13 protein-coding genes are annotated in these 13,952 nt (G+C 43.7%); 6 read left to right on the plus strand and 7 right to left on the minus strand.

Annotation, left to right across the window (positions count from 1 at the left end):
• Positions 1–425: 425 nt before the first annotated feature.
• On the plus strand, positions 426–1,763 hold the full coding sequence (aptA, locus tag ACXAH2_RS10605; protein ID WP_475078395.1) for an omega-aminotransferase AptA: 1,338 nt from the start codon (positions 426–428) through the stop codon (positions 1,761–1,763).
• A 194-nt stretch (positions 1,764–1,957) separates the two neighbouring features.
• Positions 1,958–2,242: a hypothetical protein gene (locus ACXAH2_RS10610; RefSeq protein ID WP_475078396.1), complete on the plus strand. Its 285-nt coding sequence runs from the start codon at positions 1,958–1,960 to the stop codon at positions 2,240–2,242.
• Between the two features lie 63 nt (positions 2,243–2,305).
• Here the strand turns inward: ACXAH2_RS10610 and ACXAH2_RS10615 are convergent, their stop codons facing one another.
• From ACXAH2_RS10615 to ACXAH2_RS10635, 5 genes are all read right to left on the minus strand, one after another.
• Positions 2,306–3,127 (minus strand): hypothetical protein, encoded by an 822-nt coding sequence (locus ACXAH2_RS10615; protein ID WP_475078397.1) that lies wholly within the window; start codon positions 3,125–3,127, stop codon positions 2,306–2,308.
• A gap of 147 nt (positions 3,128–3,274) precedes the next feature.
• A complete protein-coding gene (locus ACXAH2_RS10620) occupies positions 3,275–4,216 on the minus strand; it encodes a nucleoside hydrolase (protein ID WP_475078399.1) in 942 nt (313 codons plus the stop codon).
• 31 nt (positions 4,217–4,247) lie between these two features.
• Entirely contained in the window at positions 4,248–5,144 is an 897-nt protein-coding gene (locus ACXAH2_RS10625; protein ID WP_475078400.1) for a ribokinase, read from the minus strand.
• Positions 5,145–5,344: 200 nt separating this feature from the next.
• Positions 5,345–6,574, minus strand: coding sequence for an argininosuccinate synthase (locus ACXAH2_RS10630; protein WP_475078402.1), 1,230 nt, complete (start codon positions 6,572–6,574; stop codon positions 5,345–5,347).
• Positions 6,575–6,800: 226 nt separating this feature from the next.
• Complete coding sequence (locus ACXAH2_RS10635; protein WP_475078403.1) at positions 6,801–7,727, minus strand: flagellar protein MotY; 927 nt, start codon at positions 7,725–7,727, stop codon at positions 6,801–6,803.
• 56 nt (positions 7,728–7,783) lie between these two features.
• Here ACXAH2_RS10635 and rnt point away from each other — a divergent pair, with 56 nt between their 5' ends.
• The 4 genes from rnt to ACXAH2_RS10655 all read left to right on the plus strand — a co-directional run bounded on the left by rnt (position 7,784) and on the right by ACXAH2_RS10655 (position 11,890).
• Positions 7,784–8,452 (plus strand): ribonuclease T, encoded by a 669-nt coding sequence (gene rnt, locus ACXAH2_RS10640; RefSeq protein ID WP_475078404.1) that lies wholly within the window; start codon positions 7,784–7,786, stop codon positions 8,450–8,452.
• Between the two features lie 63 nt (positions 8,453–8,515).
• The gene (locus tag ACXAH2_RS10645) at positions 8,516–8,896 is read left to right on the plus strand and encodes a YbaN family protein (RefSeq protein WP_475078405.1); all 381 of its coding nucleotides are present in this window, start codon (positions 8,516–8,518) and stop codon (positions 8,894–8,896) included.
• Positions 8,897–9,369: 473 nt separating this feature from the next.
• Entirely contained in the window at positions 9,370–9,630 is a 261-nt protein-coding gene (locus ACXAH2_RS10650) for an HP1242/YdcH family protein (RefSeq protein ID WP_475078406.1), read from the plus strand.
• 154 nt (positions 9,631–9,784) lie between these two features.
• Entirely contained in the window at positions 9,785–11,890 is a 2,106-nt protein-coding gene (locus tag ACXAH2_RS10655) for a TonB-dependent siderophore receptor (RefSeq protein WP_475078407.1), read from the plus strand.
• 81 nt (positions 11,891–11,971) lie between these two features.
• On the opposite strand, the gene ACXAH2_RS10660 is transcribed toward ACXAH2_RS10655, so the two are convergent.
• Both ACXAH2_RS10660 and ACXAH2_RS10665 read right to left on the minus strand, forming a co-directional pair.
• On the minus strand, positions 11,972–12,952 hold the full coding sequence (locus ACXAH2_RS10660) for a GlxA family transcriptional regulator (RefSeq protein WP_475078408.1): 981 nt from the start codon (positions 12,950–12,952) through the stop codon (positions 11,972–11,974).
• Positions 12,953–12,954: 2 nt separating this feature from the next.
• Positions 12,955–13,857 carry an EamA family transporter gene (locus ACXAH2_RS10665; protein ID WP_475078409.1) on the minus strand — a complete coding sequence of 301 codons (903 nt, stop codon included), beginning with the start codon at positions 13,855–13,857 and terminating at the stop codon, positions 12,955–12,957.
• Between the last annotated feature and the right edge of the window lie 95 nt (positions 13,858–13,952).

Below are 13,952 nucleotides of genomic sequence, written 5' to 3' on the forward strand. Positions count from 1 at the left end.
GCAATTATTCATCAGTACACCCTATCGCTTCATTAAAAAGGCCTTTATAAATGTCACCCTTATAATTCTTCACTTAAAAGTGATAAGAAAATATGTCAAGACTGGCTGAGACAATCCGACTGCTTCTTTCCAATTTTCCGAGGTGAATATGAGCCCCAATCATTGGGGATCATTTCCATTTTAAGGAGAAATTGAAAAAATCAATCAATGGAAATGTTATAAAGGCAATAATTCTTAATTTAAAAGCAAAGTAGCTAAAAAAGATAAGGAAACAATTGAAATGATAAAATCCATTTTTATCAACAAACTAAATCAATATTAAATTAACTAAATGATTACGTAAGATTAAATAATTACAAATTTACTAAACCATTCGACCAGGGCATGATGATCCTACTATTTGCTATTCTGATGGGGACAATGTCATGAGCCAAACCATTAAAACCAAGCTTTCAAAAGCTCAACTTGACGCCCATTGGATGGCCTACACAGGCAATCGTCAATTTAAAAAAGACCCTCGTATTTTGACGGCAGCCGCTGGCCGTTACTACACTGATGCGGATGGTCGTCAGATCTTTGATGGTTTATCTGGCTTATGGACCTGTGGTTTAGGTCACGCCGTTCCTAGCATAGTAGAGGCTGTCAGCAAGCAAGTTAAACAGCTAGACTACGCGCCCGCGTTTCAATTTGGTCATGATAAATCCTTCCAACTGGCAGAACAGATCATTGAATTTATGCCAGAAGGCCTTAATCGTGTTTTTTTTACTGGTTCAGGTTCCGAATCTGTTGATACTGCGCTGAAAATTTCACGCGCTTACTGGCGTAAAAAAGGCATGGGCACCAAAACTAAGTTCATTGGTCGGGCAAAAGGCTATCATGGTGCCGGCATATCGGGTTTTAGCGTAGGCGGGATTCCAGCAAATCGCACCTTATATGGACAAGGTCTCGAGGCTTATCACCTACCTCATACTCAAGTTCCAGGCACAGAATTCAGTAAGGGCATGGCCAAGCAAGGCAAAGAACGTGCTGAGGATTTAATTAATCTAATCACTATGCACGACGCCTCAAACATTGCAGCGGTTATTGTAGAGCCCATGTCTGGATCCGCCGGTGTGATAGTGCCACCACAAGGCTATTTACAACGTTTACGGGAGATTTGCGATCAGCACAATATTCTATTGATTTTTGATGAGGTGATTACCGCATTTGGTCGTATGGGTGCGAAAACTGGCTCTGAAGCCTTTAGTGTTACGCCTGATATCATCACCCTGGCCAAGCAAGTTACCAATGGCGTCATACCTATGGGAGCAGCGGTCTTCAAGCAAGAAATCTACGATACCTTTATGGAAACCGGCGGCCCTGACTATATGTTAGAAGTGCCTCACGGATATACCTATTCGGCTCACCCTATTGCTTGTGCGGCTGGCTTAGCCTCATTAGAAACCATTAAGACAGAAGGCCTAATTGAACGTGTCAACAAGATGAGTACTAGTTGGGAACAGCATGTTCATTCACTTAAAGGAGCAAGCGACGCCATTACAGATATTCGTAATTACGGTTTTGCCGCCGGTATTAGCTTAGCAGCAATAGACGACGAACCTGCAAAACGTCCTTTCCAAATCGCCATATCCATGTGGGAAAAAGGCTATTACGTGCGCTATGGTGGCGATACCATTCAATTAGCACCACCTTTCACCACAGAAGCGCATGAAATGAGCAGCTTAATCGACGCTCTTGGCGAAAGCATTAGCTCCATCTGTTAAAATAAAAAAAACATATTCAAATCAATTAGTTGAAAATATAAAAAGAATTTCAACCTATTGTCTTTCTTTCCTTTTCACACCAAAAAACTTACATTATACTGTCTCGTCGCCGCAAATTGACAGTTAACGCGAGAAGGGAACGCATTATGTCTATCACTCACTCACCCTATGTTCGATGCTATTGGACGGGCTCAATGTTTCTGATTAATGGTAAAGTCATGGCCATCAATTGCACAAACATATCCACTAAAATGATTGAAATTGAAGCCCCATCAGGGGTGGAAGGCTCAAAAATGGTGAAGCTAGAGCTAAAGGCCATGCACGAGGGTAGACGTAAGTTGATCAAGGTATTATGCGACCCAGAGTTAGACATACTCAACGAGCGTAATAAGCATTTTTTAAAATTCAAATTCCACACCATTGCCAAAAGCGATGTGGACTTTATCAAACAATACGTTGAATATCATAGCTCTCATTAATACAAGATATCGCAACGAGACGAGACGAAACCAATCAAAATTCAATCTAGGTCAATAATATCTCTACTCAACTAAAGCCATGCGAACCAGATCCGCAGTCGATTTAGCCACTAGCGAATCAGGCACCTCCTTCTTAGCCAACTCAGACTTTGCTTTGTAAGAGCCTAACTCCGCCGCCTTTTGCAACCAGAAAAGGTGGCTTTGGAAGTCCATATAAACCGACTTGTCATCAGCTAATGACTCTTTGGCATCGAGTTTCACATCAAGGTTGCCATCAAAGGCTTGTGCGACAAGGTAAGCTGCCCGGCTATTATTAAGATCTGCAGCAATCGCAGCCAAGGCCAACGCCACTTTAAAATTGGCTTTTATATAACGACCTTCTAACAATGCTAATGACAGTTGCAATAACGCCTCGCTGTCACCCTGCTGGGCTTGGGAGATGTTATATTCCAGATTTACCAGCCCATCAACTGTCATCAGTTTGATATTTTTATTAAATGCCAAACCCTTCTTATTCAGGTACGCAGCGAGCAAAGACAGCTTTCTGTTTTGATACACCTTAAAACTTTTAAACAACACGAAACAGGCGCCAACAATAGACAATAAATAGCCAATGACCAGTAAAAAGAAATACATTAATTTAGAAACATATTGATAAATATTGAGCTCAGCCAACAAGCTGCCAATGAGGTTCCCAGCCATTAGGCCTAATATGATCACCAGCAAAGCATGACCTATACCCGCCAATTTATTGTTTTCAGCCCACTCAGCCTCAGCCAGCAAGGACTGACTAAGTTCATCCGAACTTAGTGCCAAACTGGTTGCCTCCTGATAAGAAGGACTATTTACTAGATCATTTAGAAGGTTCATGCTGGTATTCGTCATAAGATTTCTAGCCTTATTCCATAGAGTGTCATTGTCAACTCTATCAAGAGTCTGTCCATTTGATGCCATTTAATAATATAAATTCAAAAAAACAAAAGGCATAAAGATTTGCACCTTTATGCCTTTAAATATTTTCAAATCAATAAATTAAGACAAGGTTGCCTCAAACAGCTTCAGCAACTTATCACTGTCCACTTCCATACAAACTTGGGTCATAGGCACGTCTGTCCAATGAGGCTCTGGGAAGGTCATACCTTCAGGCGCAAAGATGGTTTGACCAATGCCAATGCCTTCGCAAGCGACACGAATGGCACCAGTTTCAACACCAAAGATACTTGGGTCCATCACATAAGCAATGGTTGAGGCATCGTGGAAATAACAGCCATCCATATCAAAACGGCTGCTGTAGAAATTGATGTAATGTTGCGCGCAATCGTATAGGAAGCCACCCTGCACTGGGTTCGCCGCACGGATTCGCTCAAGGACATTGTTATCCAACAAGACTTGATGAGTCACATCCAAACCTATCATGGTAACCTGCCATGGCGCAGTAAACACTTTGTCTGCAGCGTGTGGGTCATTCATAATATTGGCTTCCGCTACGGGTGATACATTGCCATATTCAATCGCTGTACCGCCCATTAACACCACTTCATCCACCAAGTTCGCCACGTCAGGATCCAGTTCCAAAGCTTTCGCTAAGTTCCCTAAAGGCCCCAAGGCAACAATAGTGACTTCACCAGGGTATTCGCGCACTGTGTCGACAAGAAATTGTGCCGCACTTTTGTCAACCGCCTGGCCTTGTGGCGCTGGCCAATCGATATTACCGAAGCCATCTTTACCATGAACAAAATCAGGATGAGGACGAGGTGCAATCACGCTTGGTACGGCAACCCCTTTGGCAACAGGCACATCGACTTTGGCAATTTCCGTCAAGGTAATCGCATTTTGGGTAGCCAAATCCACCGGCACATTGCCAAAAGTAGTGGTTAAGCCCAACACCTCAATTTGTGGTGCTTGGAAAGCAAAAAAGATCGCCATCGCATCATCAATGCCCGGATCCGTATCGATAATAATTTTACGAGCCATACTAGCCTGTTCCTCTATTAAACGGGTGTTGCTAATCATTTTTTGATGCAAGAAACTCACTGACTTCTTGCGGTGTAGGTATGGATGACGCCGCACCTAAGCGCGTGACACAAATAGCAGATGCGGCACAGGCACAGCGAATGGCGTTAGCCATTGATTCGCCAGCCATGATTGCAGACAAACAAAAACCAATAAAAGTATCTCCTGCGGCCGTGGTGTCCACAGCCTCCACGGAAAAAGCTTCCACTTGCAATGCTTGTTGATCGTTAAAGTAGCACACGCCATCTTTACCTAAAGTCATTAACACTTCTAAATCTGGGTGGGCTTTAGGAAATGCTTCAATCGTCGAGGCAATGTCTTGCGTACCAATAAGATCCATGGCTTCCACTTCATTGACGATCAACAAATCCACTAATGACAATACTTTTTTGGTCAAATCCACGTCCATAGGAGCAGGATTAAACACCACTTTTAGGTGACATTGCTTGGCTTTTTGCATCACGTACTCAATCAGATTGGTTTCGTTTTGCAACAACACCCAATCGCCTTTTTGAGCACTTTGTAATACCTCATCAATTTGCTGCTCAGTCAGCGCATGATTGGCACCTTGATACAAAATAATTGCGTTTTCAGCCTGCTTGGTTAACTGAATAATAGCATGACCTGTCGGAACATCTGTCTTGGCAATCAATTGAGTATCGACCCCAAGGGATTGCAACTGACTAAGAATCGTTTGATTAGCGTGATGAATCGCTCCAACGTGCTTCACATCCGCGCCCGCCCTAGCTAAAGCAACCGATTGGTTTGCGCCTTTACCGCCTAACAGACATTGATAATCATCAGAGGCCATGGTTTCACCAGGACGCACAAAATGATCAAGCTGATAAACATGATCAAGATTGATCGAGCCAACGTTATAAATCGTCATAAGATTTTTCCTTCAGCAAGGCATCTGGCTTGAGTGTTAGTTCAATAACACTGAACATGCAGCCACACTCTTCAATTTAATTATGCCATAAGTTAGCAAATTCTGACCGATTGGACAAAGAATAAAAAACGCTCCGAACCGAAAGGTATGGAGCGTTTTTTAATTCAGCGTGAGACCCTTAGAAACGTCTCACTGCTCTCTTATTTGTCGTCTAAGAAACCACGACCTTTTTGTGCCGCAATGCGCATACGCAAAGCATTCAACTTAATGAAGCCAGCGGCGTCTTTCTGATCGTAAGCACCAGCATCGTCTTCAAAGGTAGCAACCGAACTATCAAATAAACTGTTTGGCGACTGACGGCCGACGACTTCTACGTTGCCTTTGTACAATTTTAGACGCACCGTACCGCTAACGTGCTCTTGAGACGCGTCGATCAAAGCTTGCATCATGCGACGTTCTTCAGACCACCAAAAACCGTTATAAATGATTTTCGCATAACGCGGCATGATCTCATCTTTCAAGTGCGCCGCTTCGCGGTCAAGAGTAATGGACTCAATCGCACGGTGTGCTTTCATCATGATGGTGCCGCCAGGTGTTTCATAACAACCACGGGCTTTCATACCCACAAAACGGTTTTCAACGATGTCTACACGGCCGATGCCATTTTCACCACCAATCTTGTTCAGGGTTGCCAAGATAGTTGCTGGAGACATAGCTTCGCCATTGATGGAAATTGGATCCCCTTTCGCGTAACCAATTTCAAGGTAAGTCGGCTCATTTGGTGCCTCTTCAGGCGACACAGACCAACGCCACATGTCGGCTTCCGCTTCTGTCCAAGGATCTTCCAATAAGTCACCTTCGTATGAGATGTGAAGCAAGTTCGCATCCATAGAGTAAGGAGATTTTTTCTTCTTATTAGAGAAATCCACAGGAATCTGATGTTTTTCACAGTAAGCCATCAGAGTTTCACGAGACGTTAGGTCCCACTCACGCCAAGGGGCAATCACTTTTACACCAGGTTTGAGTGCGTAGGCACCCAATTCAAAACGTACCTGATCGTTACCTTTACCCGTCGCACCGTGAGAAATAGCATCGGCACCGGTTTCGTTAGCGATTTCAATCAAACGCTTCGCAATCAAAGGACGTGCGATGGACGTACCCAGTAGGTATTCGCCTTCATAAATAGTGTTCGCTCGGAACATAGGGAAAACAAAATCGCGAACAAATTCTTCGCGCAAATCTTCGATGTAGATTTCTTTAATACCCAACGCTTGAGCTTTCGCGCGAGCTGGTTCAACCTCTTCACCCTGTCCTAGGTCAGCGGTAAAGGTCACCACTTCACAGTTATACTCTTCTTGAAGCCACTTCACGATCACAGAAGTATCAAGGCCGCCTGAATAAGCAAGCACTACCTTCTTCACGTCAGACATTATTTCTATTCTCCTCAACGAGCTCGCGCTCCCACGCCAATGCTTTCAAACCACTACACGGCGGCGCAAATAATTTTAAAAAAGGGAGCTAAGTTTAAATTTTCACTACAGGCTTAGCAAGTAAAAAGCCCCATTGTCACCGATATTTTGTGATCAAATGGGGCTTCCAAAAATGCTGACATATCTATTATAAAATATTTAAGCCAACGTAAAATTGATAACTTGCCTAATCCAACTCATTTTTTTCTAAGCGAATGGTCACACGACGGTTACGTTCTCGCCCTTGCGGATTATTATTGGTCGTCGATGGATAACGCTCACCGTGGTAACGGGAAATAATTTTTCCAGCAGGCACGCCTTTTTCCAACAGGTAGGCCGTCACTTTTTCCGCTCGCAATTTAGACAATTCACGGTTGTCTCGACGAGAACCGATATTGTCTGTATGACCATCAATATAAATGTATTCCACCGTTGGATCGGATGACACATACAAGGCCACCAAATCTAAACGAGCCTTAATACGATCCGTTAGATTCACACCATTAATTGGAAACAATGCTGCCGTACGGGCGATCTGATCATAATTCACTGGCAACAAGGTTGATAAACAACGACGAAATTCATTATAGGCAGGAGCAAAATTGATGTTTGATAGGCCTACTTCTACTGTTTCACGACTGTCTTCCCAAGCACGCCCCGCAACAATCGGATGACGACCTCGATCCAAACTGGTCAACATTCGCTCCGCCACTTTACCGCCGACTTCCACCGTTAATCCATAACCCGGGTAAGGCAAAATTTCGAGGGTTTCTGGCTTAACGCCAGGTGACCATTGTGGCGCTTGAGAGATAATATAGACTTGGCCAGGGCCAAGCTTTTCGTTACGAGGTTGCAACACAAACTTCATCGGTTCGCCCGCTTCCTTAATAAACTGGCCTTCACCATAGTGCGCAACAGGATGCGTCAAACTACAAGAGAAGATGTCCCCAGATAGCAACCATTTTGAATCCGTGATACCAGACTGATAATGGGTTAACGCTTGCACTTGCGTCACTGACAAACAAGCGGCAAAACAAAACGCAGAGCGAATTAAAAGTTGTTGGGTGATTCCCATTGAGACATCTCGTTCAAGCATAATCAATTGTGTTATCATCACATCCTATTGTATACCGATATTCTCAAATACGCGGCAGAATTAAGGACCCTCATTTGTCAAACCATGAAATCAAAGATCGATTCCGAGGTTTCCTACCCGTTGTTATCGACGTAGAAACCGCAGGCTTTAATCAAAAAACCGATGCTTTATTAGAAATGGCTGCCAGCATTCTAAGAATGGATGAAAACGGTGATCTTTACATACATGAAACCATAGGTTTCCTAATCAAACCATTCGAAGGCGCTAATCTTGAGAAAGCCGCCCTCGACTTCACTGGAATTGATCCATTTGAACCTGGTCGAGAGGATATATCAGAAGGTGAAGCCATAACACAAATGTTCTCCAAAGTGCGCAAAGAACTGAAATCAGTAGGTTGTAAACGCGCTATCTTAGTGGGTCATAATGCTGCCTTTGATCATGGTTTTTTAAATGCGGCTATTGAGCGTGCGGACATAAAACGCAATCCTTTTCACCCATTTTCAAGCTTCGATACTGCCAGTTTAGCCGGGCTCGTTTTTGGTCAAACGGTATTAGCCAAAGCCTGTGAGGCAGCGGCAATCCCCTTTAGTAATTCTGAAGCCCACTCAGCAAAATACGACACAGAAAAAACCGCTGAGCTATTCTGTGAAATGGTAAATCGTTGGAAACGACTGGGCGGCTGGCCATGTATTGAAAATACACCAGAGCAGGACATGTCAGCAATTTTCCATTCAGGCCAATAAGTCGCACAATAATAAGGACCAGCAGTATATTATGAACTGCCTATTGCCATTAAGGTGCTTGCTATGATGCCAGCCAAAAAATATTTCTATCTCGCACTCGGCTGGTTTTCCTTGATCACCGGCATTATTGGTATCTATTTACCTTTATTACCCACCACACCACTGGTTTTACTGGCCGCTTGGTGCTTTTCTAAATCATCCGAGCGCTTCCACAACTGGTTACTCAATCACAAATTTTTTGGCCCTATTGTGCGGGATTGGCAGTCCGAAGACGGTATTCCTAGACGTTCACGCAACCGCGCCATTCTTTTCATGTGGGTGGGAATGAGCATTTCCATGTTCATTGTTTATCGTTTTTGGGCAACTCTTGGCCTGATAACCATCGGCATATGCGTCAGCATTTATCTGCTCAGATTGCCTGTGCGTGAAGACCAACAAGACTAATATCTGCACGGCTCTGCCATATTTTCTATTACTGACTCCATGCTCTTTCGATAGACAAAATTACAATCCACGATACCCACGCTACTGTTTACTTCAATCGTTTTGTCACAACTCGAAGAGTTCCGTGTAGCGGCAATAGCAATGTCAGTGATGCTATTTAAAATCAGCAAACATTTCCTTAATTACTTTTAAAATTACACCAGCAAGACGGCGGCTTGTCTCCTATACTTTGAAATACCGTCGTTAATCGACGCCGCCTTAAGGTGTCTGCTACCAAGCGGAAACTCAATTAAATAGGGGCTTGCTAAAGCAAACATCCTAATTTCGTAGTATTCGGCAGTTCGATGAACAGGATGAGAAACCGTATTAATACTGACGTAAGAAAAACTGACAAGGATCAAGAACCCATTTCTTCGTCTCGACTAATCTATAAATGAGCATAATGATTCAGTAAACACGCATCGGAGGACAACATGCCAATTTCTGACCACAGTTTAATCAATGAGTTTCCCGAGTATAAAGACGATATCCACGACCTTAAAATGGAAGATGCTCACTTCAGAAAGCTTTATAATGAATACAACCATTTAACTCACGAAATTGAAAAAATGGAAAAGGAAATTATTCCCGCGACAACACAACAGGAAGAAAGCTTAAAGAAACAACGCTTACAACTTAAAGACACACTTAAAGGCTATATCAAAGCCAGCATAGCCGCTGCAGAAAAAGCGTAAGCAGCTCACTTCATGTTGATAAAAGCGAGTCTAAACACTCGCTTTTTTTATGCCACTACCAGTATTAAGCTTTTGTAAGTATTTTAAAATTGAAAACAATTCTCATAATCATTATTATACCGCGCTTAATTTAGCGGTATAAGAAGATACTTCCATGTTCAAAAAAAGCTTTCTCATGATGCAGGCATGTGGTGTGCTCACGTTTTCTTGCCTTGCCTTGGCTGAAACCTCACAAACTGATGACTCCATCGATTTGCAAACACTTGAAGTGCAAGGTCGCGCTTTATCTTATTACAAGGAAGACGAAACCAGCTTAGCCACTAAAACGGCGACCAGCATGGACAATACGCCACAGTCGGTTCAGGTCATCACGGAAACCTTGATGGAAGATCAAGCGGCCAGACAAATCACCGATTTATATCGCTCTATTTCAGGTCTATCGCAATATCAACCCTCAACCGTGACTTTGCGTGGTTTTCAGCAAGACGAGATTCTCTACGATGGCTTAAAAGGCGATCCGTTTGGTGACTTTTCTATCCCGCAACTGTTCACCATAGAGCAGGTTCAAGTATTGAAAGGCCCTTCTGGTGCCGTTTATGGGGCTGGAGAACCCGGCGGTGTGATCAACTATGTCACCAAAAAACCAACCTATGAGCAGCAAAACACCCTACAAGTAACCGCCGGAAACAAAGACTTTTTCAGTGGTAGTGGGGAGTCTTCTGGCCCCATCAATGAAGATGGATCAGAGCGCTATCGTGTCGGCATTTATTCCGATGGACAGGACTCTTATCGCAACAATGTGGAAGAGCAGAATCAGATCATTGATCTTGGTTATGCCTGGGACATAGATGAAGACAACAGCCTAACACTGCAATTTACCGACATTCATCAACATATTTCTGGCGCTCGTTTACGCGGTATTCCCACCGACGACGATGGCAATTTCCTTGCCGACACCTCGTGGAATAATAATGAAAAAACCGATTACCAAGAACTGGATGCCCAAGTGTTCCAAGCGCGTCTCGATCAGAGCATCAATGATTGGCTAGAAAGCAATGTCGCCCTACGCTACTTTGAAAATACCGAAACGCAGAAATACCACGAAGTTGTTGGCTTACTAGACTCCGACAGTGATGGTATTGTGGATAGCACACAGCGCCAATACCGTGATCAAGTGCGTAGCCGTGAAGGCATCACCTTAGTAGGCAACCTGATTGCTGAGCTGGGCAATCATACTGTGCTGCTGGGCAGTGATTACTTCCGTGAAAAAAACAGCTTTCTTTATTACCGAGCAAATCAAGCCGATGGTGTGTCTGCCCTGAGTTTAACCAATCCAGTCTATGGGCAAGACGACGTAAATTCTTACACTATGCACTTGAATAGAGATGAAACCACGACGTCAAACCGATTAGGTATTTACGCTCAGGATCAATGGCAAATGACCAACAAGCTAAACTTATTGGGTGGCATTCGTCTTGATCGCTTTGAAGAAAACTACCAAGATCACACCAGCAGCGACGGAGAAGAGGAATACAAAGACACAGGTTACACCACGCGCTTTGGTGGTAGCTATCACCTGAATGACACTTGGAAACCCTATGCCTCCTTTTCTAGTGGATTTGTTCCGCAAGACGCGGAAGATCAACAAAGCAGTGTTGGTGGTCCATTTGACCCAGAAGAAAGTCATCAAATGGAGGTCGGTGTACGCAGTTATTGGTTGAACAAGCGAGTAAACATTAACCTTGCCGCTTATCGCATTATTCGTGAAAATATTTTGCAGGAAGATCCTAATGACAGCGACATGCTGGTTGCTATTGGTAAGGTTCGTAGCAAAGGGGTTGAATTGGATATACTGGCAGATATCACCCCACGCTGGGTAGCGAATGTCAGTTACGCCTACAATGATACTGTGGTAAAAGAAGCCAATGATGGCATTCAATACGCTAGTGGTGACCGCTTTGCCAATACCCCTTATCATCAGCTAGGCGCTTGGACACGTTATGACTTCCCCAGCCTGCAATCTTCCATTGCGTTTGGCTCTGACTATGTCAGCGGTCAGATAAACCGTCAGGGACAAAAAGTGAAGCCATACACAGTGTACGACTTGTCTTGGCAAACCCATTGGCAGGATTGGAAATTCCAAGTTAATGTGAAAAACCTGCTCGACAAAGAATACGCTGTCAGTGGCTTTACCGATAGAATTGGTTCCTATGTGGGTGAACGACGTCGCGTATACCTGAGCGCCGCCTACCAATTTTAACTGTCTGCTCATCCTCCAATAAAAAGCGAGTCCAAGTGCTCGTTTTTTATTGGAAAATCGAGTCATGTTCACAACAAAATATTACTTTAACCTATAAAAAGAAGGCGGTGCTGGGTGACACCGAGCCCAAAGTCGTCGAAATTGTCTCGGATCATCAAACCCACACTGTTCTGCTACTTCTTCAATCGTCAAAGACGTGCTTTGTAAAAACTGCATAGCCAACGCCAAGCGCAACTTATGAATGTATTCACGAGTCGTAATGCCTGTACTCTCTTTAAACAGACGAACAAGATGACGAGAGCTACAATTGGCAATGTCCGCCAAATTTCCTAACGACCAGTTACGAGCAGGGTCAACTTGAATGGCATCTTGAACACGATGTACGCTTTGATGAAAATGGTTACGATTTTCTAACCAAGGAGACTGACTTGGGTCATTAGGTCCTCGGCGAGAGAATAACACCATGTGACGAGCCACTTTACTCGCATAATGAGCGCCAAATTCTTGCTGTACCAGATAAAGCGCCAAATCAATCCCCGCAGTTACGCCAGCACTACTATAGAAATCGCCGTCTATGGCAAACAATCGGTTCGATAATACTTTTGCGGTCGGTGCGGTTTCTGCAAGTTCCTTGATATGGACATGGTGAGTAGTACACTCTTTCCCAGCTAATAAGCCCGCTTTTGCGAATAATAAAGTACCCGCACAAATACTAATATAACGGCTAATAAAGCCCGTTTGTAAGGCTAACCAATGAATGGTTTTTTGCACTTCAGGAGTCGTCAATTCAATAGAATTACCCGCCAACCCCGTGCTAATCACCCAGCTTCCTGTTGGAATAGGATCAGGCAAATCCTCTACCTGAATCGTCAAGCCTAAGGTATTTTCGACATTCGCTTCTGGGCCAATAAAGTGTAGTTTAAATGGATTCGGCCCTTCCCATTCACCTTCCTTACAAAAACGATTGGCGTACTGGAAAACTTCTGCAGGACCAATCGTATCGAGCAAAACACTGTTTGGCAGCATCAGAAAATACACATGAATGCTTGGCTTTGTCTGCATTGTTAAACCCCCCTTAATTTGACTAATGCAGAATAAAACAAACGTGCCCCAAAACTATTCATCAATAATCCAACTAATACTAAACAAACGCCTACCCACTGCATCAGCAATAAACTCTCGCCCAGTATCATAGACGCTGCGGCTAAACCAACAATAGGCACACCTAACGTTAAAGGGGCAACCTGACTGGCGGGATAACGCCCTATCAAATATCCCCATAATGAATAACCCAGAATGGTCGCAATAAGAGACAGATAAGCCAAGGCGCCAATGGATGTCCAACTGATATCAAACAAGGCTTTTTGCATAGCCTCAGGACCTTCTATTGACCAAGAAGCAAGGAAAAATGGCAAAGGAGGAATCCACGAACTCCAAATCACCAAACTTAAAGTCATTTGATGTCCTTTTTTACTCATCTTTTTGACACTAACATTGCCCACCGCCCAACACGCGGCGGCACACAAAGTTAGGATAAAACCAAATAAGGTCATGTCACCCACCCCCGCTACTAAAGCAATCATTAGCAAACCAATGCTCGCCAAGACAAGCGCCAACACTTGGTGAATACGTACCCCTTCTTTCAGAAACAGCAGAGCAAACACCATAGTAAACAAGGCTTGCGACTGCAGCACCAAAGACGCTAATCCAGCAGGCATACCATTCGCCATCGCAATAAACAGGAAAGCAAACTGCAAAAATCCAATCGGCAAAGCAAAAGCAAACCAGAAGGTTAGAGGCATAGTCGGTCGCTTGACGAACCAACATCCAATAGCCGCCACCACGAGAAAACGTAACCCTCCCAACAACAAAGGAGGCATTTCACTCAGGCCAAAAGAAATCACAACAAAGTTAAGCCCCCAGGCAACTAGAATCACCAAGGCCAGCATACTGTCTTTAAACGTCATTTCGATTCTCACTTATAAAATATGTAAGAATCACTATATAAAGGCTATAAAGAATAAACGAGGACAAGCAATAGGGTCAAAAAGGACATTTAACT

Source organism: Marinomonas sp. ABL3_031 (assembly GCF_056161265.1).

Bases quoted from the DNA above. Each gene is read 5' to 3' on its own strand.
- ACXAH2_RS10630 (WP_475078402.1), bottom strand. From the start codon at position 6,574: ATGTCTGACGTGAAGAAGGTAGTGCTTGCTTATTCAGGCGGCCTTGAT.
- ACXAH2_RS10610 (WP_475078396.1), top strand. From the start codon at position 1,958: ATGTTTCTGATTAATGGTAAAGTCATGGCCATCAATTGCACAAACATA.
- ACXAH2_RS10650 (WP_475078406.1), top strand. From the start codon at position 9,370: ATGCCAATTTCTGACCACAGTTTAATCAATGAGTTTCCCGAGTATAAA.
- ACXAH2_RS10615 (WP_475078397.1), bottom strand. From the start codon at position 3,127: ATGACGAATACCAGCATGAACCTTCTAAATGATCTAGTAAATAGTCCT.
- ACXAH2_RS10625 (WP_475078400.1), bottom strand. From the start codon at position 5,144: ATGACGATTTATAACGTTGGCTCGATCAATCTTGATCATGTTTATCAG.
- ACXAH2_RS10655 (WP_475078407.1), top strand. From the start codon at position 9,785: ATGTTCAAAAAAAGCTTTCTCATGATGCAGGCATGTGGTGTGCTCACG.
- ACXAH2_RS10635 (WP_475078403.1), bottom strand. From the start codon at position 7,727: ATGATAACACAATTGATTATGCTTGAACGAGATGTCTCAATGGGAATC.
- ACXAH2_RS10665 (WP_475078409.1), bottom strand. From the start codon at position 13,857: ATGACGTTTAAAGACAGTATGCTGGCCTTGGTGATTCTAGTTGCCTGG.
- ACXAH2_RS10645 (WP_475078405.1), top strand. From the start codon at position 8,516: ATGATGCCAGCCAAAAAATATTTCTATCTCGCACTCGGCTGGTTTTCC.
- ACXAH2_RS10660 (WP_475078408.1), bottom strand. From the start codon at position 12,952: ATGCAGACAAAGCCAAGCATTCATGTGTATTTTCTGATGCTGCCAAAC.
- aptA (WP_475078395.1), top strand. From the start codon at position 426: ATGAGCCAAACCATTAAAACCAAGCTTTCAAAAGCTCAACTTGACGCC.
- ACXAH2_RS10620 (WP_475078399.1), bottom strand. From the start codon at position 4,216: ATGGCTCGTAAAATTATTATCGATACGGATCCGGGCATTGATGATGCG.